Genomic DNA, 24,758 nt, shown 5'->3' on the forward strand with positions numbered 1-24,758 from the left:
GCTGCACGTCATCGAAGGCCCCCTGATGGACGGCATGAACGTCGTCGGAGATCTGTTCGGGTCAGGGCAGATGTTCCTCCCGCAGGTCGTGAAGAGCGCTCGAGTCATGCAGAAGGCTGTCGCTCAGCTCGTACCATACATCGAGGCCGAAACCGAAGACGGCGATGTACCTAGGTCCAACGGCAAAGTGGTAATGGCCACTGTCAAGGGAGACGTACACGATATCGGCAAGAACATCGTCGGGGTCGTGTTGCGCTGCAACAACTACGAAGTTATCGACCTCGGCGTAATGACGCCATTCCAGACCATTCTCGATACTGCACGCGAGGAAGATGCCGACATAATCGGCCTGAGCGGCCTTATAACGCCGTCCCTCGACGAGATGGTGACCGTAGCGAGGGAGATGTCCAGGCAGGGCTTCGAGACCCCGCTACTGATCGGGGGCGCAACAACTTCTGTAGCACACACGGCAGTCAGGATCTCACCTGAGTACGACAAGGGCGTAATCCACGTCAGGGACGCATCCAGGGCCGTAACGATGATGAGCGATCTGCTCGGTGACGATGGTCAGAGAGTAATCGAAGACACAAAGAGCCGCTACACGAAGGTACGCGAGGACCGGGAATCCAGAAGCAGACAGACCAGGCTGTTATCGATAGAAGAAGCGCGCAATCGCCAGGAGACGTTTAACTGGCAGGAGAGTGTGCAGCCGGCTCCACGGTTTACTGGACTACGCATCTTCGATAACTACCCACTGGAAGACCTTATTGCGAGGATCGACTGGACACCGTTCTTCCTCACGTGGGAGATGAGAGGCACATATCCGGCCATCCTGAACAGTCCGACCTACGGGCGAGAGGCCAGAACACTCTTCAGGGACGCTCAGAACCTCCTAGAGAAGATGATCGAGCAGCGAGCGCTGACGGCCAGGGCGGTAATTGGCTTCTGGCCCGCGAATGCCGTTGGAGACGACGTCACAGTGTATTCACCGTCTTCTACCGAGACTGACGATGTCGCAGCTACTCTGCACTTCCTCAGACAGCAGGCGGACAAGTCCGGCGCCCGGGCAAACCTGCCAAGGGAGAACTTCTGTGACTTCATCGCTCCGCGAGAATCTGGATTGACAGACCACATCGGGGCATTCGTCGTGACCGCAGGAATCGGAAGCGACGAGTATGCAGGCGCCCTGGAAGCTGCCCACGACGACTACGGCGCTATCATGACCAAGGCACTGGCCGATCGCCTTGCAGAAGCGTCTGCCGAGCGGATGCACGAGCGTGTCCGCAAGGAATTCTGGGCGTACTCGGAGTACGAGGACCTCGCCAACGATGAACTCATACGGGAGAAGTACCAGGGGATCAGGCCTGCCCCCGGCTATCCCGCCTGTCCTGACCACACTGAGAAGTCGACTCTATGGTCGCTGCTCGACGCTGAGCAGAACACACGCAATGTGGCCGACGGCCTCGGTGTCAGGCCTGTACTTCGCCAATCCGGGCTCCCACTACTTCGGAATAGGCCGTATAGGGCGCGACCAGGTCGAGGACTATGCTCGTCGCAAGGGCATCAGCATCGACGAAGTCGAGCGATGGCTAAGACCAAACCTGGCGTATGATAGCTAAGAAGTTCGGCTGTTCACGTGACCCAAGCAGGAGGCAGTTGCAGCCTGACATTGAAGAGGAAATCTGATGAAGACTTTGACCCTGGATGACAAACTCTATACGGCACTCGAAGAGGAGGCAATCAAGGTCGGCCGTCCTGTCGGCGAGTTGCTGACGGAGGCTGTCGAACAGTGGCTTCTCGACGCCGAGCTGGACGAATCGGAACTCGGAGAGATCGAGTCAGCTGATCGAGAGTGGCGTAAGCATGGCGGAGTAGAAGCCAGCGAGTTCTTCGCCACCGTCAGGAAAGAACGTGGCTGGGACTAGTGGTTCGTCGCAGGAGGCGAAGCTACAGGGTCGAGATCTCACCTACAGCAGGTAGGGAACTCAGAAGCTCGATGCCCGGCAAACTATTCAGGCTCATGGCCAAAAGAAGAACGATGAGATCCAGCTTTAGCGGTTCCTCGCACGCAGCGCAATGCTGGTAACTGCGGTCGAGGTGATCAGACTCAGCAAGCCGCCGATGATAATGTCTATTGGCACCAAGGCAGCCGGCCAGTTGGCGGTGGCCACGAACACTGGCACGATGTAGGTGGCGTAGGCAGCGCAGCCCAGCGCAAGGCTGTTCTTCACGGCGACCATGAGAGAATTGTCTCGGATTGCTGGCTCAATCGCCAGACGGACGTTCGCGTACGCTATCAGCACGAAGAAGACGATGAGCGACACAGCCTCGATGCCGCCCCAGGTGTCCGGCTGCTTTCCGAATTCATCCCTGAGGCTGCCGCTAGCATCGTGCAGTGCCTCGTACATACCCAAGGCCATGGGTGAAACATTCCAGAGCACGTCTACCACCGCGTAGATCACAAACGCTGCGATGAACCTTGCAAGCGTGCTCGTTGCGATGATGTTCAATGGGTCGCCTCCTCCTGAACCGTCCCGCATACCCCTGGCTTACGCAAATAGCTTCACGAGCAGCGTGCTGAGCCCACTTCGTGGGCCTCTTACTGCCCCTGCATGCCTCTGAGGTAGGCGACGAGGTCCCAGCGCTCCGACTCAGTGAGCAGCTTGCGGAACTCAGGCATTGGGCACGATCCCTGACCGACGCAGCGTTCGCCGTCGACGGTAGGGTCTGTGAGCGCTGGCACTCGGGTAGTGAACCCGGTGTTGCCACCGTAGCTGATGAGGCCATAGAGCTCACCATCGGTGCGCTCCATAGTAACCTCTCCCCTGAGGTCGGCTGGCACCATCGTCGGGCCAGTTACCATGACGGGGCCCTGCCCATCCAAGTTGAGGCCGTGGCAAACGACGCAGTTGATAGCGAAGAGCGCCTGCCCATTGTTGGAATCGCCGCCGGGGTTCTCAAGGGCTGCATATTCGTCGACTGAGGTCAGGATGACCTCTTTGCCGGTAATTGGAACGGCACTGTCCGGAACGTCCAGCCTGGGACCCTCCTGAGAGCGATACGATGGCTGGTAGTGCATCTCGGTGAAGATCTGGACCTTGTTGGATCCGGTCTCTGGGAACGCGGGCAGCTTGAACCTGATAGCGTCCCCGATATTTGTCTCGCCGGTGTTGTTGTTGTAGCAGCCGAGCGCGGTAGACAGAGCGAGCGCCACTACCAGGATCGCAATGCCCAGCACAGACGCGCGTGAGCGCTTAGCCGTGCGTCCGCGTGAATACGTTGATATGTCTTTGGGAGCTGCCATATCAGGCTTAGGCGTCCTGTTCGTCTTCTGTTGATTCAGGAGCTTCAGGAGGATCAGAGTCTTCCCAACCTCTCTTGACTTCCTCTGCACCGATTTCCTTGAGCACTTCCTCTGCTTCGAGGGCCCTCTCCCTGTCACTGGTGACGGAAACACCGATGTAGCCCTCAGTTATGCGCTCATCGTACGCGCCCATGAAGAAGCGGGGGAGTCGAGACTCGACCATGACACCGATCACCGTGAAGATGATCGCGCCAAGCATTGTGCCCTCGTACATGATGATGGACATGGGTGGGATCGAGAGTATCGGCTTTCCACCCGTAACGAGTGGATAAGCCAGCTGTGTACCGGAAGTAAGGACCAGACCCACGATAAATCCACAGGCGGCGCCCATGAGGGGCCATCTGAACAGCGTGTGCTTAGGCTCCTCTTCGCCAAATGTGCCTTCGGGATATGGCGTGCCGGTGATTATCTCGTACTCCGCATGGGTATAACCCTTATCACGGAGCGCGTCGAGGGCATCGGCTGCCTTATCCTCTTCTCCCTCGGGAAACAGGCCAAGAACGCTACTCTTTGCAAGCATATGCGCTTACCTCATTCACGGACCGTCGCTGGAATAGTGCGACGTCCAATCTTGAATTCGCGTCGATTCGTCATTCCCTCCTTGATATCGAAGAGAGGAATGAGCGGGAATAGTTTACTGAACAGGAGCATGCCGAGAGCAACGAAAGCGAATGTCTCCGCAACGATCAGAATCTCGACAAGGCTCGGGTGATATGTACCCCAGTCGAATGTTAACGGCTGTCGCCGGGCCAGGCCCGGAATGATGATGACAAAGCGCTCTATCCACATACCAACGTTCACCAGGATCGTCGTTATGAGCATCCAGAACGCCGAGCGGCGGACCGACTTGAACATCCACATCGGTACCGGAATGAAATAAGCCGTGAACAGGAACACTAGGAACAGCCCCGAGTACGGCCACTCGAACACCTGAAGCTCGCGCATTGCGATCTCAGGTCCTTCCAGCGTGTAGAGCGCAAACACCCACTCAATGAAGAAGAAGAAGAACCACGTGGTTGCAACCACGATCAGCAACCTTGCGATCGCATCGAAGTGGTCAGGCCGGATGTAGTTGTCCAGCTTCCACATCCATACGCCGAGCGCCATGAGCATTGCCACGGCAGACACGCCGGAGTGGATGGCGCCGATAATGAAATAGGGTGCGAAGATAGTCGAGTGCCATGCTTCTACACCGATTACGACGGCGAAGTCCCATGACACGATCGAGTGGACCGAAACGAACACCGGCAGAACCAGCGCCGATAGCAGGATTCCAGCTATGGCCTGCATCTTCCACTGCCTGGGAGTTCCGCGCCAGCCGAGGCAGAGCCCCGCATACAAACGCTTCACCCAGACGTTCTTGGCCCTGTCTCTAACAATTGCCAGGTCGGGCAGCAACGCTATGAACACAAACAGGGAGCTACCTATCAGGTAGGTCATAACCGCGCTCGGGTCCCAGACGAACGGCGACCGCACGTTGGGCCAGACGCCACGGGCGAAGTCGTAGGGGAACACCCAGAAGTCGCGCCAGGGCCGTCCAACGTGGAACAGAGGCGTATGGAGTGCGGCCATGAGCGAGAACACTGTCATCACTTCCGCCGCACGAGTTACCGGACGTCGCCACTCCGCCTGCGTTAGTCTCAGAATGGCCGAGATCATGATCCCGGCGTGGCTGATTCCAATCCAGAAGACGAAGTTGACCAGGAAGAAGCCCCATAGGACCGGCCTGTTGAGTCCTGTAACTCCCAGGCCCTTGTTCATCATGTACCCGAAAGCTCCGAGTCCAGTGAACACCACTATCAACAGGAAGATCACCGTGGGCAGCCACCACCGGGGCGTGCCAAGCACACCACCGAGCAACTCCTTGTTGATCGTCTTCTGATCTAAGTGTACGTGTTCTAGCATATCGCCCCGGCGCTACTCGCTCTTACCCATGATTCGGACGTGGCCTCGGTGATACGACTCGTGACCCCTATCGTAAAGCTGGAGCTCTCTCTGCTCCCAGATGTTGATTACAGGGAAGATCCTGGTGGCAAACAGGTACACCAGAATAGTGGCGCCGATGGCACCAACCACAATGAAGACATCAAAGATGTCAGGCCAGACCGCCTTCGGAAGATGGCCGAGTTCCAGACCGTGTAGCTTATCGACTGAGGGGTTGCCGATTCCGTCCACCGAATAGGCGCCTACATACAGCCGGACCCGGTCCAGCAGCGTACCCAGGAGCACGCTGACTGCCAGCAGGGGCGGACCCCACAAGCTCTTGCGTACCGGATTCCATACGAGGGTCCACAGAGGTATGACGAAGCACAGCATGAACACTGCCATGAACACATAGAGATACGGGCCCGTGGTTAGCAGCTCGATGACGGCCTGCTCAGACGGCTTCTTGCCGAACCAGAGCACGTTGAAACTTGAGAACCAGAACCAGAACCACAGCAGAGACAGCGCAAACATCAGCTTGCCGAGTCCCCATATCTGGTCGATCCCAATGTAGCGTTCGTATCCGCAGAAAGTCCTGAGCACCCAGGCCGTCAGGACCATGGTCGCAGCGGCCGCCTGAAGCGCGTTCGCTGCGTGTGTAATCGGATACAGCGAATCGATCCATCCCGGCACCAGCGTCATCAGGAAGTCGACGCTAATGAGGAAGTGGACGAAGATCAACATCATGAAGTAGAGCGCGCCAAGGATTCCCAGCCTGCGGTTCACCATGAACCACTGGGCTGAAGTCCCCTGCCATCCGCGGGCCATCCACTTGGCCATGCGCTGTTGACGCGAGCCTTTAGGCGCACGCTGCGCAATTGAAGCAAAGTCCGGGAGGCTGGACACCCATAGTAGCGCCAGTCCGGTCACTACCAGTCCGAGTATCGCCGCCGACGCCCAGATGTGCGGTGTGTACGAGGGCACTGCGTTGGGATCGCTCATGTCGAAGAACCAGAGCGAACGGCGGCCGTCACTTAGCGGCGGCAGTATCCACAGCATCGGGATGAACCACAGCAGGCTGAGCAGTCCGACAACGCTCCAAAGCTCAGCAGCGCGGGAAAGAGGCCTGCGCCAGTGACCATTAGCGAGTCTCGGGGCGATAGCGACCATCGGCGCTGCCGACGCGGTCGTGATCATGAAGCTGAACATCGCCACGTAGTAGCCCCAGATAATGGTATCGCCGACACCGTTAATGAGCCTTACGACGACGCCGATAATTCCCAATATCGTTAGGACGCCAAAGACAGCAACGGCTCTCCAGAAATTATCGCCGACTCTCAGGAACTTGCCGACAAGAGCCTCCGTCGTCTCCGCCGGAGAAGTCGGAGGCTCGGCGACGCGGGGATCTACGTGTGGACCCTCGTGCGGGGCTGCGTGTGCGCTGCTAGCCATGTGAGGCTTCCTGAGCTTCCTTATCAACCTTTTGCAGGTATATCACTGAAGGATGGGTACCCAACTCTTCGAGAATTCTGTAGCCCCGTCCCTCATCGAGTTCGCGCTTTACGATCTCCTGGGCCTTGTTCTTTGGCTGGGGCAGTCTTTCGCCCTCGCGCTTTGCCGACAGCATGTCGAACAGGTCTCCGAAGACAAGTGTCTCGGTCGGACATGCATTGACGCAGGCAGGGCTTATGGACCTCTCGTAGACCGGGTCGCCCATTATCGCCTCTGCTGATGCGTTGCCGATTTCCTGCTCGGCAGTGCGCTTCGTCCTGCGAATCCTCTGGATGCAGAACGTGCACTTCTCCATGATGCCTCGGCTGCGAACCGTGACGTCAGGGTTGAGCTGGTTCTTCAGGCTCTCCGGCCACGCCGGCTCCCAGAAGTTGAAGAACCTGGCATGGTACGGGCAACCGTTGGCGCAGAACCTTGTGCCGATGCAGCGGTTGTATATCTGGACGTTCAGACCTTCTGAATTGTGATAGGTGGCGTAAACCGGGCAGACTGGCTCGCATGGAGCATCCGCACAGTGCTGGCAGAATAGCGGTATGAACCGCGCCCTCACATTAGGGAACTCGCCTTCCCAGTACCGCTCTACGCGTATCCACTGGATGGCTCGTCTCTGGTTGAAATGCTCTTCTTCATTGATGGGAATGTTGTTTTCCGCCTGGCAAGCTACCACACAGGCCTGGCAGCCTGTGCACTTGTCAAGATCGACTATCATTCCCCAGCTTTCGGGCATTTAGGTTGCTCCCTTAGCTATCTTCTGAGGTGGTCTGGACGACCCGCTGGTGATCGTCTTCAGGGAAATCAACTACCGTGTTCTCGAACTTCGGCACACGAATCCACTCATCGGTCTTCTCTAAGTTGACCTTGGTCGCGGCCCACGCGATGGCGCCGGTATCGCTATCCGTCAGCGGCGCAAGAATCGAGAACACGTTCGCGCCCCTGTCCTTGGCATAGCGACCACCGCCCCGGTGTCCCTGTCCAAGCGGGATGGACACAGTGTCCGGCGGCACACCAGGATGCGGGAACGCCAGGGCTTCTATGGAGCCCCTCGGCGAAGACACCCGGACTACGTCGCCTTCGCGAATGTCGAGGTCTTCAGCAACGCGGAAGTTGATCTCAATCCACGTCCGCCAGGTTGCTGTCGTAATGGGATCAGGCGTCGCCTGCATCCACGGCAGGTGGGCGCGTTGCCCCTCCCCAATGCCGATCTGGCTGAAGGGAGTCAGGTAATATTCGAATGCTCCGTCACCTTCGAACTGTGCCTCCTGGTATTCGGGAAGCTCAGGAGGCCTGGAGATACCACCGGAGAAGCGTGCGCCAGTATCCCACCAGCCTCCACGCTGAAGGAGTCCGTTCCAGAAGCTCCCGAACGTGGGCGCGCTAACCGAGCCACGTCCCAGGGTGTAGAGCTTCTGCGCATCGGCCTCGAGAATATCCTTGAAGGTCTCTCCGCCCAAGTCCAGGTTGAGGTTAAGCGTCTGAGCCACAGTCAGCAGCACATCTGCGAAGCCGCGAGTACCGAGCTCGGGACCGCGGTTTTCGAAGAAGGGCCTGACCACCGGCTGCTGGAATCCGACCATCTCATAGCCCGGCCCGAAGTGGGGGCTGTCGGTACCCCAGTCTTCGAGGCCTGTGTGCTGTGGAAGCACCAGGTCGGACATCAGTGTTGTGTCGTCCATCACGCTGCTGAAGCTGGCGATGAACGGCACGTCATATGAAGCATCGTAGATGTCAACGGAGGCTGGAAGCCCATAGAACGGGTCCGCCCCACTGACCATAAGAGTGTTTACTCTGCCCGCGCGCATGTCCGCGACAATGCCTTGCCAGTCGGACAACGAGCCTGAAGCCGGCGGTCCAGCAAGTCCCTCGAGTGGTGGCGCCGGATTGAATAGCACGCCGCCGGGGACCTCTACACTGCCGACCAGGAAGTTCAGTGAGTAAATGGCCGCCAGACTGGCGTGACCATTCGTGTGAGCGCCGGCTGAGCCGCCGCCAATCGCTATCGCAGGAGGATGCCCCGCGAAGCTGTGTGCAATATCAACGATCTTCTCAGCGGATAGGCCGATTCTTTCAGCCACGTTCTCAGGAGCGAACGCCGACAATACCTCGGCATCTCCGCCAGTGAGCGCTTCAGTGGCAGCCGAGTCGCCTGTTCCCTCTCGTACCATGACCTGGGCAATGCTCAGCGCGAGCAGACCCTCGGTTCCCGGCTTTACGGGTATCCACTTGTCTGCGTTAGCAGCAGTCATCGAGAAGCGGGAATCCACGTGATAGTGTGTGCCCCTCTCGCGGTCTCCCTGCCTGAACTTGCCGTACCCACGTCCGTAGCGTACGGGGGAGCCCCAGGTGTTCAGGAAGTCCGCCCCGAAGGACAGGAGGAACTGAGAATTCTCAATGTCAAACTCAGGAATGCGGTGATCGCCGCGTTCAGGTTGGTGTTCTCGACGGGGTCGTAGGGCACGTGTTTGGCGCCGAACTGCCTCGCAAAACTGCTGACCACGAGGCCAAGGTGTCCGCCGACAGGGTTGGTCGCAACCACGACACCCTGCTGGCCTCTGGCCTGCTGGATGTTCTGCAGGTGGAAGGTGAGCCTTCCTATGGCATCGGTCCAGCTGATCTCTTCGAACTGTCCCGTGCCTCGCTCGCCGGCGCGTACCAGCGGGCCCCGAATTCGGTCTGGGTTGTAGAGAGCCTGGAGCCCGGCTTCGCACCTTGCGCTGTGCTTACCGACGTTCACCGGGTAGTCGATGTTGCCCTCGATCTTGCGGGCCCTGCCCTCCATCACGCGGACGACCAGGCCCTCAGCGGAGCTGCACTCCCTGCAGAGGGTCGCATACCAGTTGTCCCGCCCCGAGACCAGGTCTTCCGGCATTTGCACCGGAGCCTGAACGAGCAGCTCGTCCTCAGGTACACCGCATGCGGCAAACAGTATCGCCGCGGACGCGGAGCCGCCGGTGAGAGTCAGGAACTGTCTTCTGGTTAACGCCATTGTGTGTAATCCAGCCGGATTCGCTTTTCTAGTCTAGTAGTGGCACGTTGTGCAGTCGGTTGGCGCGCCATTGTCGCGGTGGCAGTCCACACAGTCACTCATCTTCAGTGTGCGTACCTGCTTTACCTTTTCCATCGAGCCAACATCGCCATGGCAGGTAGAACATGTCTGCGAGGCGGGAATGCCATCCCGCTCAGAGAAGTATCTGATGTGCGCCTCGTGAACGAAATGGACGTGGTCCGGAACGCGATGTACCCGAACCCAGTCGATGGCTTCGTTGTTCTTGTGCGCGTCTTTTATCTTCTTTATCTCGGCCTGCTGCATTTCGGTGGAACCGGGCACCGCCTGGTGGCACGTCATGCAGATGGCGACCGCTGGAATCGTGGCCTGTGCCGACGTCTCCACCTCTCGGTGGCAGAATGTGCAGTCCAGGCCAAGGTCCTGCACGTGCGTTGTATGCGGGAACGCTATCGGCTGCTCAGGGCCTTCGTCTGATCCGAATATCACGGGTGTTCCAAACCATGCCGAGATAACCCAAATCAGGGCCAGAAGCACGACAACTGCTGTGACCAGTCCGCCAATGCCCAACACCGCACCGAGAAACAACTGTTTGCCGGAGGGCTTCTTTATCTGAAAATCGCCTGGGATCAAATCGCGGCTGTCCTGGGTATCGGTGGGATGTTGTCTTTCAGATCCAGTAGTCGGGCCAGAAGTTCCTGAGCACACCAGCGTAATCTACGGCGCGGCTTATGAAGAACATAGCAATGACAAAGCTGATGACGGCCAGGATGTAGAGCGGCATCCTGAACTTGCTCCAGCTTTCCGGAATGTGCCCGGACATGACGAACGATGGAATCATGATGTGTCCAAGGATCATGTTCGAGGCAAAGAGAACTATGAAGAGGACGGACAGCCAGAGGCTTCGCAGCAGGCTGCCCAGCTCGCTCCAACTCTCGGGCCCGATTACTCTCGGGTCCATGGTTATGGGAATTACATCCATAAGCTAGACGGTCGAAATCCCGTTTCTATTTCAATAAAAAGGTGGCCATTTCAAGGCCGCTGACGATTATCACACCGGGGTTTGGGGGTGTCAAGGTCAGGTGCCTATGAGCCGCTGCCTGTGTGCTTCAAAACTGTTGTGAAAATTATCACTTTGGCGGCTTGTATGTCAAGAAGAACAGGCGACCTCATGCCACAAACGCCTAAGCGTCTGGCGTCTATAATACTGCCAGACTTAAGTAGAGGAGGACCCTTCACATGAGAGTCAACAATGTCGTTACCAGGATGCGCCAGGGGGAGATGGCGTTTGGCCTAAACCTGTCGTTCCCATCCACCACGCTGATAGAACTTGGAGGACGCGTGGGGTTCGAGTTCGTGACCTTCGATAGCGAGCATGGGCCGTTCACGGTCGACCTGCTCGACGACCTCTGTCGAATCGCGGACATGGCAGGCCTGACACCAATGGCACGTGTGCCTGATATCGAACATCCCACCATTTTGAGGTTCCTGGACAGGGGCATTCTCGGCATAACCGGGCCGCACATCGTGGACGCAGACCGGGCACGAAAGCTCGCGGCAGCATGCCGGTACGTGCCGAGGGGCGAGCGCAGTTTCGGGTCTGGTCGTGGCGCCTACTTCGGCGACGTTGAATCCCTTCCGGGATATATGGAGCACACAAACGACAACATCCTGGTTATCGCGCAGTTGGAGGACCTGCAGGTACTCGACAACATAGACGAAATCCTTGCTGTGGAGGGGATAGACCTGTACGCGTCCGGCGCCCAGGACATCGCCCAGTCGATGGGTCTGCCAGGACAGCCGAACCATCCCCGAGTGCAGGAATTCGAGCAGCAGGTGCGTGACGCCGTTCACGCTGCCGGCAAGCAGATGGCGGACGATGTCATGACGTCTGCGCGGGCGGCCAACCTGTTCATGGACGGAGCAAGGGCATTCATGGAGGCTCAACAATGAAGCGCGCCACTAAAGACATCCTCTACTTCGAGACTGGACCGGACAACCCTCCCACGCTGTTCGTCGACCCTGGCGAGGAGTTCGAGGTCGTAACTCAGATGAATCGCGGCCCGTGGATCGAGGGACATCCCAGCCAGGAGGAGTTGGAAGCCAAGCTGGTCGGCGGTAATCCGTCCAGCGGGGCTATCTACATTAACGGCGCCGGACCTGGGCAGGTCTTGATCGTACACGTGCTGGACATCCAGACAGAACCATTCGGATACACACGCTTCGGAGGGAGCACAGGAGCCATGCCCGGCTGGATGGGCGGAACCGGCATAGGGCACCACCAAAAGATCGTGCAGATCAGCGACGGCCTCATACACTGGAGCGACGAGCTGAAGTTTCCAGTCGAGCCTATGCTCGGGGTCGTGGGCGTAGCCCCGGCCCGAAGCCGGTGGACCAACGCCTGGGCCGGTGAGTGGGGCGGCAACTTCGACATCCAGGAGGTCACCGCCGGAGCTTCCGTTCACATCCCAATCCAAGTGCCCGGAGCGTTGCTGCACGTGGGAGACATGCACGCGCGTCAGGGGGACGGCGAGATCTGCGGCGCCGGAGGCATAGAGACCGGCGGCACAGCGAGGCTGCGCTGCGAGCTCGCTCCCCTTCCAGGCAACATGACATGGCCTCGCATCGAGAACGAGACCCACATCATGACGACTGGGATCGCCAAACCCGCAGAAGACGCCTTCAGGATAGCCCTCTCAGAGATGCTGCTGTGGCTGGAGACCGACTACGGCTTCGAACGCGGCGAGGCGTATCTCTTCCTGGGCCAGGTGCTGGAAGCACGCTGCACCCAGTTCGTGAACCCGACCTTCAGCTACGTCTGCAAGGTGGACCGGAAGTGGCTGCCCAAGTAGTCACGGGCTGATGGCGAGGATAGGGACGTTGAGGACGAGGTCTGTAAACTCGATTACATACCCGGCACGCTTGTTGACCACACCACTGAAGTAATTCAGGCTGTCCCCGAGTCTTTCGGGTGTAATGGCCTCGATGTAGGGTTCGATTTCAGACGGCGTGAGGCTGGTGAACCTCAGGAACATTTGGTACACAGAGTCCGCCGAAAGGAATCCGTTGCGCTCAAGTTCTTCACGGAGATCAGCGAGTTCTGGGTCATGCAGCACCGCAAGCCACATGATCAAGCGTCCGCGAGGGTGCTCCATGGTTAGGTCATTGACCGATTCCTTGAAGTTCTCTCTCTGCTGGTCTAGGTATGCCCTCCACCTGTAGCCTGTTGGAAGTCGGGCGATCTCCACGCCGGTGTATTCCCCTATCTTTCGAGCCAGGGCAACCTCGAACGAGTAGGCTTCGGCCTCTCTCATTGCCCCGATCAGGGAATCCCTGGGGGCCTTGTTCTGGACTGGGTTGAGCAGTCTCTGCAGTGCGTGACCAGCCTCGTGCGCGGTGGTTGCGGTAGCAGAGTCCAAAGGGCGGTCAGCTCGCATTATCAGTGCGAGGCCCTCATCGGTACGGATACAGCACCATCCCAGCGAACGCCTCAGACCAGGGTCTCCTCTTTCCTCCGCAAGAGCGTTGTAGTCTTCCACGGAGAAGTACCTGGCCTCCCAGCCATCTTGCTGAACCGACCTGCCAGTCAACAGGTAGTAGCCGTTCTCAAAGATCTCGATGACGAGGCTGGACCCGTCGATCTCCTCTATCGTTTTGCCGTCAGGGCCGAAGACTGCAACTGACGCGAACACCGGCTGCTGCGACCCGAACGCCTCGGTCAACCGCTGCTTCAACTCCTCCGGGGACAACGGTGTGAAGTCGGGATTCGACGCAGGCTCGGCAGGTGGTGCTAGGTAGTCATCCTGGAAGCCCGCTGCTATCGCGTAGATATTACTATCGTGGGAGCCTACGTAAACCGTATTGCCATGTACAAGGACGGGCGCCTGAACTTCGTTCTCGGTCTCAAACTTCCAGGCCAATGACCCAGTCTGGACATCAATAGCGTACACCCAGCCGTCGTTCGCACCGACATATACAAGGCCCTGAGACACTTCCGGGGTTGACTCGATGCTGTTTCCAATACGATAGCGCCAGTTCAGCGTACCCGAGGACGCATCGACAGCGTACAGATATCCGTCGGCCGAGCCGAAGTAAACTGAATCATCGGTTGCGGTCACCGAAGATACAACATCGTCACCGGTCCAGAAGTTCCACTTCAGTCGCCCTGATTTAGCGTCGAGTGCGTATACGCGATCGTCCCATGAGCCGATCAGTACGAGTCCATGCGAAACGGCCGGCGTAGAGTTGGAGCCCAGGCGCAGCTCGCTCTTCCACACCATCTCGCCTGTTTCTGTGTCCAACGCGTAGACCCAACTGTCATAGGACACCACGTAGACAAGTCCGTCGAAGACACTGGTGCCGCCATAGATCGCGTCCCCGGTCTGGTACTCCCAGAGCAAAGAGCCGTCGTCCAAGCCTAATGCGGTGACAGTGCCCAGATCATCTGCAACAAATACACCGATCTCGTTCGTCGAGACACTCCCCCACACCTCACCAAGCCTGCCCTTCCGCCACAGTCGTTCCCCGGTGTCTCTAGTAACAGCGTGTACCCAGCCGCCAAGGTCCCCAATCAGCACAGTGCTGTTGTGGACTGCAGCGGTTGCGGTGATGCTTGCCCCCGCATCATATCTCCAGGTCACGTCACCTGTATCCGAATCGAGCGCATACAACAGATCGTCTTGTGAACCTATGTAAACGATGCCCTCATGTACCAGGGGCTTCGCATCAATCCAGCTACCAGTATCTACTTTCCAGGCGATCTCCCCAGGTTCCGGGGGAACGGGCGTTGCTGTTGGGGTAGACGTTGGTCTCGGAGTAGGAGTGTTAGTTGGAGGTGGCGTGGCAGTCGGCTTGGGGATGGCAGTCGAGGTGGGTACCTTTGTTGGTGTAGCACTTGGAGACGGAACCAGCGTGGCAGTCGGTTCAGGCGTGGCCGTTGAAGTAGGTACAGGCGTAGATGTCGGTTTGGGCGGCGGCGTAGCAGTCGGCCGGGGTGTAAGTGTAGCAGTGGGAACAGGAGTCGGAGTACTCGTTGGTTCAGGAGTAGCGGTCTCAGTTGGCTCCGGAACTGGAGTAGATGTCGGCTCTGGCGTAGGACTGCTCGTTGGTGCTACCGCAACAACCGGTACCTGTGTAGGAGTGTCAGCTGCAGGTGGCGGCTGGTCACAGGCCGCCAGAACAGCGAGCCCGAAAGTGGCCGCTGCAACTGACCACAGCCACGGCCTCACCGTATAGCGTCCGCCACGCAGCGGAAGCCCATGTTGCCGGTGGAGCTGTCTGGGGTGTTGGCGCTGCGGGCGGCGACGCGGTAGCGGTTGCAGTATGACTCGTGGCAAAGGTAAGACCCGCCACGGATCACTCTGCTCATTCCTGACGGGGGACCTGCGGGGTCGATCCGGGGGCCGTCGCTATGAAATGTCGGACTGAACCAGTCCCACTGCCACTCCCAGACGTTTCCGGCGACGTTGTACAGGCCGAATCCGTTTGGGTCGAACGATCTGGCCGGAGCAGTGCCGGCGTGACCGTCCTCTATAGTGTTCGTGTTCGGGAAGTCTCCCTGCCAGATGTTGCACATGTGCCTGCCATCAGGTGTCAAGTCGTCGCCCCAGACATAGCGTTTTCCAAGCAGCCCGCCTCGGGCTGCCATCTCCCACTCGGCCTCGGTGGGCAGCCGTTTCCCGGCCCAGCGGCAGTACGCCTGCGCGTCGTTCCATGAGATGTGGACGACAGGATGGTCCATCCTGCGGCTGATTCCTGAACCCTGGCCCTCAGGCCTGCGCCAGCAGGCGCCGTCTACCCGCCACCACCAGGGCGCCTCGGCGACTGCCTGTGTGACAGTCCTGGCGACCTTTCTCGGTACAAAAGAGTGGAAGACGAACGACCAGCCGTATCGCTCTGCCTCGGTCCGATAGCGGGTCTGCCGGACGAACCTTCCGAACTGGGCGTTGGTCACGGCGGTCTCATCGATGAAGAATGGCGAGACGTCTACTTCTCGTATCGGACCTTCACCGTCAGCGGGAAACCCTGCGTCGTCATCTGTCCCCATGAGAAACGTGCCACCGGGTATACGGACCATGTCCCTGGGGGCGCTTTCGAGTGGTTCTGTTCTGACGAGTGCGGCAGATGCGAGGCGCGACGACGGTCTTTCAGTTCCGGCCGAGGGCGCGCAGCAGGATTCGGTCATCCCCACCTCCTCAGCTTTGGATTAGATGCCCAGAGAAGAAGCCGCAGACCGCGCCAGTTCGATCAGGGGAGTCGGATAGACACCGAACACGAAAGTGGCAGCCGCGGTGGCCGTCAGAGCAACGCCAGTGGCGGCGTCAGACGTGATCGAGCTCTCGTCCTTAGCCTTATCAAGGAACATCACCTTGACGACCCGGAGATAGTAGTAGGCAGAGATCACGCTGTTTACCATGCCTGCAATCGCCAGCCACGCCATGTCGGCACTGACGGCAGCGCCAAACAGGTATATCTTCGACATGAACCCAATTGTGGGCGGAATCCCCGTTAGAGAGACCATCGCAAATCCCAGCATCGCAGCCAGCAGAGGCGCGCGCCTCACCATTCCCGCGTACCCACTAATCTGATCGGAGTCGAGCCTGTTCGACATCGCGATTATTGCGCCGAATGCCAGGAGGTTCGTAGCCACATACCCACCCAGGTAGAACAGAATGCCACTGGTGCCGATGTCAGTCTGCTCAGCCGAACCCGAGGCAAACGCCGCCAGCCCAACCATTACGTAACCGGCGTGAGCGATGGTGCTGTACGCCAGCATCCGCTTGATGTTGCTCTGACGAATCGCAACCAGGTTGCCGAATGTCATGGAGGCCACGCTCAGGACAGCGAATATCGCAGCCCAGTTCTCGCTGACGACTTCCATCGGGAAGGATATGTAGAACACCCTGAGCAGGACGGCAAAGCCCGCAGCCTTCGACGCCACCGAGAGGAAAGCGGTAATGGGAGTTGGCGCACCTTCATAGACGTCGGGTGCCCAGAACTGGAACGGGAAGCTCGATATCTTGAAGCCGAATCCGGCGATGACGAGCGTGATCCCAAACAGGAGGGCTTTACTGTCACCAAATGCCTCCCTCGGGTCCAGCACGCCTGCATTGAGCATTCCCTCGATCTGGGCCGCGATTTCGGGCAGAGAAGTCGTACCCGTGCGACCGTAGATGAACACCATCCCATAGAGCAGAATCGCGGAGCTAATGGCGCTCAGGATGAGGAACTTCATCCCCGACTCTGCCGAGCGACCGTCCCTGAGGAACGCCGCCAGCGCCGCAGTTGGCAGCGCGGTCAGCTCCAGGGCAACGTAGATCGTTATCAGCTCAGTAGTGGAAGCCAGCAACATCATGCCGGACGTAGCAAGCAGGATCAGTCCGTAGAACTCGGACCTGAATCTCGCAATACGGTCGACGTAGGAGCCGGAAATCAGGAGCACGAGCAATGCTGCCGTTGCCAGGAGCAGCTTGAAGAAGAGGCTGAACTTGTCGACTACGAGTGTCCCGAATATGCCCTGCATCTGGCCTGAAGGCTCCGAGCCGAGGTCGCCCCAGAGGACCAGGGAAAAGACGGCGGACAATGCCAGGCCAATCACCCCGACGGCCAGCAGCACACCCTTCCTGGACACGACAAGATCGAGCAGGATCAGCAGCATCGCTACTCCCGCAAGAGCGATCTCAGGTGACAGCAGGTATAGGTCGTTGAGAGTCAAGTTGTTACTGTCTCGTTACTCAGTTACGGCTCAGGGTCAGGTCCATCTGGAGAGATTCAACGATCGGCGTTATTCCAGTAGAAAATACGTCGGTAAGTGTGCTCGGGAAGATTCCGACCACCATAATTGCAATGATCAGGGCCGCTATGGGCACGAGTTCCAGGGGCGTGGCATCCTTGAGATCGGCGAATCTCGGATTCAGCGGGCCAAGCATTACCCGCTGGATCATCCATAGTATGTACCCCGCTGTGAGGACGACGCCAAAGGCGCCGAGAGCCGTCATCCAGCTCCACACCGGGAATGTGCCCAGGAACACATGGATCTCAGACACGAAACCGGCGGTAGATGGCAGTCCAAGCGAGGCAAGTCCCGCGACGAGCAGGGCGGCTCCCAGTACGGGCATTCTTCCGACCAACCCGCCCAGGTCCGGGATGTGTCTTGTGTGCGCGCGCTCATATACGTAGCCCACTAGCAGGAACAGCATCCCTGTTATCACGCCATGCGTGAACATCTGCAGCGAAGCGCCGGTCAGGCCGATTGGCGAAACGCTTCCAGCCACACCGACGGCGGATGCCAGTCCCAGAAGTATGAAACCCATGTGGCTGATCGAGCTGAAGGCTATGAGTCGCTTCATATCGGTCTGCCTGAGCACGACGGATGCCCCGTACAGGATGTTTATAACTCCAAGCGCGGCCAGGGCCCACGACACGTCGCGTAGCACGTCCGGCAGGATGGCGCCAAGTCTGAACATGCCGTAAGCGCCCATCTTTAGAAGCACACCGGCCAGCATCACGCTCGCGGCAGTTGGCGCGTCAGTATGAGCGTCCGGCAGCCATGTGTGCAGCGGCCAAACGGGAAGCTTGACCGCAAATGCCACGAACAGAAGCAGGAACACCGCAAGTGCAGGCAGGCCGGTGCCAGCCTGGCGCACCAGCGCAGGCAACTCGGTCATGTCGAACGACCCAGTCGAGAAGTACAGCACCAGGATGCCGACAAGCATGAACGCGCTTCCCAGTATCGTGAATATAAGGAACTTCATGGCCGAGTATTCCCGACGTCCGCTGCCCCATACCGAGATCAGGAAGAACATCGGGATAAGTTCGAGTTCCCAGAAGACAAAGAAGAGCAGGAAGTCCAGCGATGTGAACACGCCAACCACCGCGCCCTGTAGCGCCAGCAGCCACATGAAGTACTCGCGTTCGCGCGGCTCCTCGCCCTGCTCCCTTCGCTGTTGACCTATGGTCCAGGAAGCGAATATGGCGACCATTCCGAGCAGTCCGGTGAGCATAACCAGCGGTGCGCTCAGACCATCGACGGCCAGGTAGTACTGGACCTCAAACGACTCGATGGGGATCCAGTCCACCACCCTGTCAACCATCTGGAACTGGTCAGCGCCCTCTGAAGTGTCATAGTTCAGGAAGACGAACAGCGTCAGCAGGAACTCGACCACGGAGACGGCAACAGCAAATATTCTCACCGTCCGGGCGTCGCGCCCGAACAGCAGGATAAGCACCGCCGCCACTATCGGCAGCAACACTGCAGCTGTCAGAAGTCCTGTGAACAACTCTTACTCTTACCTATCTACCAGGGATTGCACTATTGAGATACCTCTCTAAAGGAACCAGATGTACAGTCCCAGGATTATCGTTACTCCAATTGAGATCGCTGCCGCATACTGCTGGATCTGTCCTGTCTGGAACTGCCGCAGCATACTTCCGACATTTGCCCCCAACCAGCCAATCATGTTGGCGATCCGGTCGACGATGTTCTTGTCGCCCCAGTCTAGTATTCGGGCAACTCCTCCGTAGAAGAAGCTTCGGACCAGAACGTCCTCGTAGAACTCATCGAAGTAGTATTTGGCGCTGAGCATCGTGTAAATGGACGAGAATCGCCTTCCGACTGCTTCGGCAGACCACGCCTGACGGTAGTACATCATGTAAGCGAGGAATATTCCGGCAACGGCTACCACAGTGGAGACTACCGCGAGCACAACGTCGAAGTCAGGGATCTCTACTGCAATCGATCCTTCGCCCATGAAGTGGGTAAACCAGTGGATCGGAACGACTCCGAGGTCCATCAGCGGGTTGAATATGAACCCGGCAATCACGGCCAGTATCCCAAGAACGACCATTGGCGCGACCATGGTCCACGGCGACTCGTGAAGGCTCACGTGCCCGAGGTGCAGTTCTTCGGCATCTTCCGACTCTGCGGCCTCAGTTTCTGCGCCTCCCCTGAATTCGCCATTGAACGTCATGAACAGAGCCCGGAACATGTAGAACGCAGTCATGAAGGCCGCTGCCAGACCGAGCGCGTACACGACGTATCCCAGGGAAGTGCCTTCATGGAAGGCGCTGGCGAGGATCTCGTCCTTGCTCCAGAACCCGGCCAGCGGGAATATTCCCGCTAGCGCAAGGCTTCCTATCAGGAACGTGACATACGTCCACGGCATGTAACGCCGCAGACCTCCCATGTATCGCATGTTGAAGGTGCCGCTGGCGTGGTTCACAGAACCCGATCCGAGGAACAGCAGAGCCTTGAAGAAGGCATGGGTAAACAGGTGGAATATCGCGAATGCGTACGCGCCCACTCCGAGCGCGAGCATCATGTACCCGAGCTGGCTGACAGTCGAGTACGCCAGTACTCGCTTGATGTCGTTCATCACCAGGCCCATCGACGCCGCGAAGATCGCGGTGAACGCGCCGATAATTGCCACGACGATCATCATCTCGTCCGACGCCTGGAACACCGGGAAGAATCTCGCAACCAGGAACACGCCCGCCGCGACCATCGTTGCCGCATGGATCAGTGCGCTGACTGGCGTCGGGCCTTCCATCGCGTCCGGGAGCCAAGTGTGCAGCGGGAACTGGCCGGACTTACCTACAGCACCGGCAAAGATGCCGGCCGCAATCCAGGTCGCCACTCCGCCCGCGATTAGTCCCATCTCCACCGCAGAGTAAAGGTCGGGGATGTCGAGGCCGTTAAGTCCAGCAAATGACAATGTGTCCTGCTGGAAGAACAGGTACATGATCGCGAGCAGGAAGCCGAAGTCGCCAACCCTGGTCACGATGAAGGCCTTCTTCGCGGCGTTAGCAGCCGATGGCCTCGTGAACCAGAATCCGATGAGCAGGTATGAGCAAAGCCCCACGAGCTCCCAGAACACGAACACCTGGATGATGTTCGATGCCAGCACGAGTCCGACCATCGAGGTCGTAAAAAGCGACATGTAAGCGTAGTAGCGGGAGAACCCACGGTTCTCCTCCTCGCTCATGTATCCGAGCGAGTAGATCTGCACCATCAGGCTGACGCCGGTAACGACCACGAGCATCACGGCCGTCAACGGGTCCATCAGGATGCCGACGTTGAACGTGAAGTCGCCGACCGATAGCCACTCATGGGACGCATACTCAATATGCCCGTGGTTTGAGATCGTGCTGAAGAGCGCCCCGACTGATATGACGAAGCTGATGCCAATGGCCAGTATCGTCAGCCATCCGGCAGACTTTCCGAGAATGTCGAGACCCTGGTCCGGGTTGGTCTTTGAACGCGTATACGCGAGCGGCCAGATGACGAACCCGATGAGGACGAACGACGCGAGCGGCGCGAAGAGGGTAAGCCAGACGAGGGATTCGGAGATCATCTAAAGCTTCCTCAGAATCTCGTCGGCCACGTGTTCTCTGCCCTTCGGAACGTACACCTTGAAGGGAGTCCTCTCTCCCCAGTCCATGATGTCACCGACCGGAAGCCTTCCAGAAGGTCCTTCCACATCTCAGCCATCATAAGGCTGGGCACGGTGCGATACTCGACCCACATACGAACTTAGCTACTCTCTTCTCATACCGATTCGGGAAGCACAGATGTCCCCTCTCCCTTGTGGGAGAGGGTTATGTCCCTGCCCGCAAACCTGATGCTTTTCCCACATGAAAAGTTACTTCCTCATCTGGGTCGCATCCGTGACGAACAAGGTCGAGCGACTCCGATAGACGGCGATCACGATGGCGAGTCCGAGCGCCACCTCTGCGGCGGCGATCGTAATGATGAATATCGAAAAGACCTGGCCTGTCAGCAGCAGATGCGTCATCTGCTCAGTGCCACTCTCGGGACGGCCAAAAAGCGTCGCTGGAACGGTGTATCTGGAGAATGCAACCGCAGCCAGGTTGACCGCGTTGAACATGAGCTCTATCGACATGAGCACGGCGATAGCGTTGCGCTTCGAAAGCGCTCCGTACAGCCCGATGGCGAAGATTATCGCCGAGACTATCAGGAAATTGTCGAGACTCAATTGCGCGCCTCTCCCACGCCGTCAGACTCCATCAGGAGCGACAGCGGTGGGTCTGCAAACATTGGAATGTTTCCGATATGCAAGACTACCTCTCGCGAATCAGCGCAAGCGCGCCAATGATCGCCGCCAATAGCACGACGGAAGCCACCTCGAACGCCAGGACGAAGTCCTGCACCAGCAGGCGAGCTATCCAGGGGATCGTATTGGAGAATACCTCACTTATCCTGGAAGTGGCAGAAGCGCTGAGGTTCCCACTCTGCAGGACATCGTCCAGGATTATCCAGTCTGTCTGAACAGTCACGAAAATGGCAAGAATGCCAAAGAGCGCAGCCAGGATGGCGACAGGTATTCGTAACGAGTGCGCCGGACTGCCGGTCTCGACCTCTCCCGTCATCAGAATGGCGAAGATTATCAGCACCGAGATGGCGCCGACGTAGATGAGCACCTGTACAGCGGCGATGAACTCAGCTCTTAGCAGGACGAACATCCCGGCGACAGCCAGGAACGAAACGATCAGGAACAGCGCAGCCCGGAACAGGTTTCGCATCTGTACCACAGCGAATGCCGCGATGATACTGCTTACCGCGAGCACCCAGAAGACGACATCGACAATCAGGGACGCCTCGGTCCCCTGACCTGGAATCATCTCTGGCCCCAACGCTTTTGCTGGTCGGTCAGGGTCGGGCCCTCGTGCCGGTGGACCTCACGCCAGTCGGCCTCGTCTCCTTCCAGCGGGTTGTACTCGCTGCTGGCAGACAGTTGCGGCCTGAACCAGTGGCTGGGACGCTTGGGAGAAGAGACCAGCCGCTCCTTGTCTATCACGAGGTCCCGGCGGCTGTACCTGCCCATGTGTATCGCGTCATAGGGGCACGCCTCGACGCACAGACCGCAGAACATGCAGCGTCCGATATCTATGTCGAATACTTCCAGGAAGTACTTATCGCCTTCCTGCATGTCGGTCTTGGCCGGGTCCGTCACTATGCGAATGATCCCAAGCGGGCAGTATTTCGCGCATGACGCGCACCCGGTGCATCGGTTCTCATACCAGGAGAACTCTTCACCCCTGAACCTCGGGTGCTGGTACTGACGATCACGCACGCTGGTCAGTCCGGCGAGTGCCTTAATCGACTCGCCTGGACGCTTGAGGGCGAACGTCACCGGGTTCTGGTTGTTCATCCGTGCCAGACCGATCAGGCCGATCTTGCGATCGGGGTACTGGTGAACAGTGAAGTTGCGTCCGGGAGAGATGAGGTTCTTCAACGTCACGCCCAGCCCTTTGAACAGTGAGAGGCCATACATAATCTAATCAGCCTCCGCGTACATATTTGCCAGTGGAGAAGGAGTGGGCGCCGGTCGCTCGAGCTTATTCTGTCCGAGCACCCTCGCTGTAACTACGATCGCTACCACCGTAAGCACCCAGTTGATTGCCGACATGATCCAGAGCGAGCTAGTAGAGATGTTACCCGCATCGTCCTGGAAAATCACGACTTCAATTGCGATGGCGAAGATGTTCAGCAGCGAAAGAGCGAACAGGCCCTTCCATGCGAATCCCATAATCTGGTCGACGCGCAGCCTGGGCCAGGTTGCCCTCACCCACAGAAGCGCGAACACCACGACGAACGTCTTCACTATAAACCAAATCTGCCCGGGGATAATCGAGGGGCCGTTTGTCCCTCCCAGGAACAGCACCACGATTATCATCGAGTTGATAATCGGAGCCATGAATTCAGCAAGGAACAGCAGCGCGAACTTGATGCCGCTGTACTCAGTGTTGTAGCCGGAGCCGAGCTCCGATTCGGCCTCGATCTGGTCGAAGGGTGTCCTGCTCATCTCAGCAGACGCTGCGGCCACGAAGATCAGGAACCCAAGCGGCTGCACTATCAGGAACGGAATCGACTGGCTCTGGACTATATCGAACATCGCAAGCGATCCTGACAGGATCAACACGCCCACGACGGCAAGCGCCATGGGCACCTCGTAGCTTACGAGCATCGCGACTCCGCGCATCGCGCCAAGCATCGCGTACTTGTTGGCGGAGCCCCAGCCAGCCATGAAGATGGCAATCGTGTTGACCGAAGTCACACCCAGAACAAACAGGATTCCTATATTGAGTCGTCCCAGGAACGAGTTGTCACCAAACGGCACAACCGCAACGACCACGAGAGTTGGCACGAGGAGCACGATTGGCGCCAGGAGCATCACCCAGCGGTCCGCCTCATCGGGAGTAGTGTCTTCCTTGGTTATGAGCTTGAGAAGGTCAGCGATGGGCTGAAGCAGACCGTACGGTCCCCAGCGGTTTGGCCCCAGTCGGTTCTGGAACCTGCCCAGGGTACGTCGCTCGAACCACGTATAGACCGCTGTGGACATTATCATCACGTTGATGACGATGAATGCCAGAATCACCGCTCCAACGGTGAATACCAGCCAGTCAAGGCCCTCGGGAACAAAGCCGTCTATGAAGTCATAGATGCTCCCGAAGCTGATAATGCCTTCGAACAGCTCGCCGATGTTCACCGGTCAACCTCACCGAGGACGATGTCGATTGAACCGAATGTCGTAATCAGGTCGCCCATCTTTCCGCCAATGAGCATCTCTCGCAGCGGATTCAGGTTGATGAACGACGGTGCGCGCACCTTGCACCTGTACGGCGAGATTCCCCCGTCGCTCACGAGGTAGAATCCCAACTCGCCCTTCGGCCCCTCCACACTCGCGTAGGCGTCTCCCTCGGGAGCTCGTATGAAGAACGGTGTGGCGGCGCGAACAGGACCGTCAGGTATCTGCTCGATGCACTGCTTGATGATCCGCACACTCTCGCGCATCTCCTGGATGCGCACGGTGTAGCGGTCGAAGTTGTCCCCGTCTGAGCCGATGGGAATGTCGAACTCCAGGCGATCGTACACCTCGTAGGGGTCCGCCTTTCGCAGGTCCCACTGGACCCCGGCAGCCCTGAGCATGGGGCCATTGA

22 protein-coding genes and 3 pseudogenes (2 of these 25 only partly in view) are annotated in these 24,758 nt (G+C 58.3%); 5 read left to right on the plus strand and 20 right to left on the minus strand.

Going from position 1 to position 24,758, the window contains the following annotated elements; all coding sequences use genetic code 11:
* A pseudogene (metH, locus tag J4G14_12440) lies at positions 1–1,619 on the plus strand (methionine synthase) (it extends 2,047 nt beyond the left edge of the window).
* Positions 1,620–1,685: 66 nt separating this feature from the next.
* Positions 1,686–1,925: a ribbon-helix-helix protein, CopG family gene (locus tag J4G14_12445; protein ID MCE2458601.1), complete on the plus strand. Its 240-nt coding sequence runs from the start codon at positions 1,686–1,688 to the stop codon at positions 1,923–1,925.
* A 126-nt stretch (positions 1,926–2,051) separates the two neighbouring features.
* Here J4G14_12445 and J4G14_12450 read toward each other — a convergent pair whose 3' ends face one another.
* The 10 genes and pseudogenes from J4G14_12450 to J4G14_12495 all read right to left on the minus strand — a co-directional run bounded on the left by J4G14_12450 (position 2,052) and on the right by J4G14_12495 (position 10,782).
* Complete coding sequence (locus J4G14_12450) at positions 2,052–2,510, minus strand: DUF2177 family protein (GenBank protein MCE2458602.1); 459 nt, start codon at positions 2,508–2,510, stop codon at positions 2,052–2,054.
* A gap of 89 nt (positions 2,511–2,599) precedes the next feature.
* Positions 2,600–3,304: a cytochrome c gene (locus tag J4G14_12455; protein ID MCE2458603.1), complete on the minus strand. Its 705-nt coding sequence runs from the start codon at positions 3,302–3,304 to the stop codon at positions 2,600–2,602.
* Positions 3,305–3,311: 7 nt separating this feature from the next.
* Positions 3,312–3,884: a DUF3341 domain-containing protein gene (locus J4G14_12460; GenBank protein MCE2458604.1), complete on the minus strand. Its 573-nt coding sequence runs from the start codon at positions 3,882–3,884 to the stop codon at positions 3,312–3,314.
* Between the two features lie 11 nt (positions 3,885–3,895).
* Positions 3,896–5,269: a polysulfide reductase NrfD gene (gene nrfD / locus J4G14_12465; protein MCE2458605.1), complete on the minus strand. Its 1,374-nt coding sequence runs from the start codon at positions 5,267–5,269 to the stop codon at positions 3,896–3,898.
* Positions 5,270–5,281: 12 nt separating this feature from the next.
* Positions 5,282–6,739 carry a polysulfide reductase NrfD gene (nrfD, locus tag J4G14_12470; protein MCE2458606.1) on the minus strand — a complete coding sequence of 486 codons (1,458 nt, stop codon included), beginning with the start codon at positions 6,737–6,739 and terminating at the stop codon, positions 5,282–5,284.
* Positions 6,732–7,526, minus strand: a complete 795-nt coding sequence (locus J4G14_12475; GenBank protein MCE2458607.1) for a 4Fe-4S dicluster domain-containing protein — start codon at positions 7,524–7,526, stop codon at positions 6,732–6,734. Before J4G14_12475 ends, nrfD (J4G14_12470) begins: the two co-directional genes overlap by 8 nt.
* Positions 7,527–7,539: 13 nt before the next feature.
* Positions 7,540–9,504: a molybdopterin-dependent oxidoreductase gene (locus J4G14_12480; protein MCE2458608.1), complete on the minus strand. Its 1,965-nt coding sequence runs from the start codon at positions 9,502–9,504 to the stop codon at positions 7,540–7,542.
* Positions 9,477–9,782 (minus strand): annotated as a pseudogene (locus tag J4G14_12485) (4Fe-4S ferredoxin). Before J4G14_12485 ends, J4G14_12480 begins: the two are co-directional and overlap by 28 nt.
* A 33-nt stretch (positions 9,783–9,815) precedes the next feature.
* Positions 9,816–10,433, minus strand: coding sequence for a cytochrome c3 family protein (locus J4G14_12490; protein MCE2458609.1), 618 nt, complete (start codon positions 10,431–10,433; stop codon positions 9,816–9,818).
* A gap of 37 nt (positions 10,434–10,470) precedes the next feature.
* On the minus strand, positions 10,471–10,782 hold the full coding sequence (locus J4G14_12495; GenBank protein ID MCE2458610.1) for a hypothetical protein: 312 nt from the start codon (positions 10,780–10,782) through the stop codon (positions 10,471–10,473).
* A 257-nt stretch (positions 10,783–11,039) separates the two neighbouring features.
* Here J4G14_12495 and J4G14_12500 point away from each other — a divergent pair, with 257 nt between their 5' ends.
* The gene (locus J4G14_12500) at positions 11,040–11,753 is read left to right on the plus strand and encodes a siderophore biosynthesis protein SbnG (GenBank protein MCE2458611.1); all 714 of its coding nucleotides are present in this window, start codon (positions 11,040–11,042) and stop codon (positions 11,751–11,753) included.
* Positions 11,750–12,652 (plus strand): acetamidase/formamidase family protein, encoded by a 903-nt coding sequence (locus J4G14_12505; protein ID MCE2458612.1) that lies wholly within the window; start codon positions 11,750–11,752, stop codon positions 12,650–12,652. The genes J4G14_12500 and J4G14_12505 overlap by 4 nt, the downstream gene beginning before the upstream one ends.
* Here the strand turns inward: J4G14_12505 and J4G14_12510 are convergent, their stop codons facing one another.
* Positions 12,653–14,440 (minus strand): PQQ-binding-like beta-propeller repeat protein, encoded by a 1,788-nt coding sequence (locus J4G14_12510; GenBank protein MCE2458613.1) that lies wholly within the window; start codon positions 14,438–14,440, stop codon positions 12,653–12,655.
* A 199-nt stretch (positions 14,441–14,639) separates the two neighbouring features.
* Here J4G14_12510 and J4G14_12515 point away from each other — a divergent pair, with 199 nt between their 5' ends.
* Positions 14,640–15,035, plus strand: a complete 396-nt coding sequence (locus J4G14_12515; protein MCE2458614.1) for a hypothetical protein — start codon at positions 14,640–14,642, stop codon at positions 15,033–15,035.
* Here J4G14_12515 and J4G14_12520 read toward each other — a convergent pair.
* The 9 genes and pseudogenes from J4G14_12520 to J4G14_12560 all read right to left on the minus strand — a co-directional run.
* On the minus strand, positions 15,025–15,984 hold the full coding sequence (locus tag J4G14_12520) for a formylglycine-generating enzyme family protein (protein ID MCE2458615.1): 960 nt from the start codon (positions 15,982–15,984) through the stop codon (positions 15,025–15,027). The genes J4G14_12515 and J4G14_12520 overlap by 11 nt on opposite strands.
* Before the next feature lie 21 nt (positions 15,985–16,005).
* The gene (locus tag J4G14_12525) at positions 16,006–17,514 is read right to left on the minus strand and encodes an NADH-quinone oxidoreductase subunit N (GenBank protein ID MCE2458616.1); all 1,509 of its coding nucleotides are present in this window, start codon (positions 17,512–17,514) and stop codon (positions 16,006–16,008) included.
* A gap of 19 nt (positions 17,515–17,533) precedes the next feature.
* The gene (locus tag J4G14_12530) at positions 17,534–19,078 is read right to left on the minus strand and encodes an NADH-quinone oxidoreductase subunit M (protein ID MCE2458617.1); all 1,545 of its coding nucleotides are present in this window, start codon (positions 19,076–19,078) and stop codon (positions 17,534–17,536) included.
* Positions 19,079–19,126: 48 nt separating this feature from the next.
* Complete coding sequence (nuoL, locus tag J4G14_12535) at positions 19,127–21,151, minus strand: NADH-quinone oxidoreductase subunit L (GenBank protein MCE2458618.1); 2,025 nt, start codon at positions 21,149–21,151, stop codon at positions 19,127–19,129.
* Between the two features lie 288 nt (positions 21,152–21,439).
* Positions 21,440–21,793 (minus strand): NADH-quinone oxidoreductase subunit NuoK, encoded by a 354-nt coding sequence (gene nuoK, locus J4G14_12540; protein MCE2458619.1) that lies wholly within the window; start codon positions 21,791–21,793, stop codon positions 21,440–21,442.
* Positions 21,794–21,878: 85 nt separating this feature from the next.
* Positions 21,879–22,439 carry an NADH-quinone oxidoreductase subunit J gene (locus J4G14_12545; protein MCE2458620.1) on the minus strand — a complete coding sequence of 187 codons (561 nt, stop codon included), beginning with the start codon at positions 22,437–22,439 and terminating at the stop codon, positions 21,879–21,881.
* Positions 22,436–23,092, minus strand: a complete 657-nt coding sequence (locus J4G14_12550; GenBank protein MCE2458621.1) for a 4Fe-4S binding protein — start codon at positions 23,090–23,092, stop codon at positions 22,436–22,438. Before J4G14_12550 ends, J4G14_12545 begins: the two co-directional genes overlap by 4 nt.
* A 3-nt stretch (positions 23,093–23,095) precedes the next feature.
* On the minus strand, positions 23,096–24,250 hold the full coding sequence (gene nuoH / locus J4G14_12555; GenBank protein ID MCE2458622.1) for an NADH-quinone oxidoreductase subunit NuoH: 1,155 nt from the start codon (positions 24,248–24,250) through the stop codon (positions 23,096–23,098).
* A gap of 53 nt (positions 24,251–24,303) precedes the next feature.
* Positions 24,304–24,758: pseudogene (locus J4G14_12560) on the minus strand (NADH-quinone oxidoreductase subunit D) (it continues 626 nt past the right edge of the window).

The sequence above is a fragment of the Dehalococcoidia bacterium genome (assembly GCA_021295915.1).
Classification (GTDB): domain Bacteria; phylum Chloroflexota; class Dehalococcoidia; order Lucifugimonadales; family UBA1123; genus VXRN01.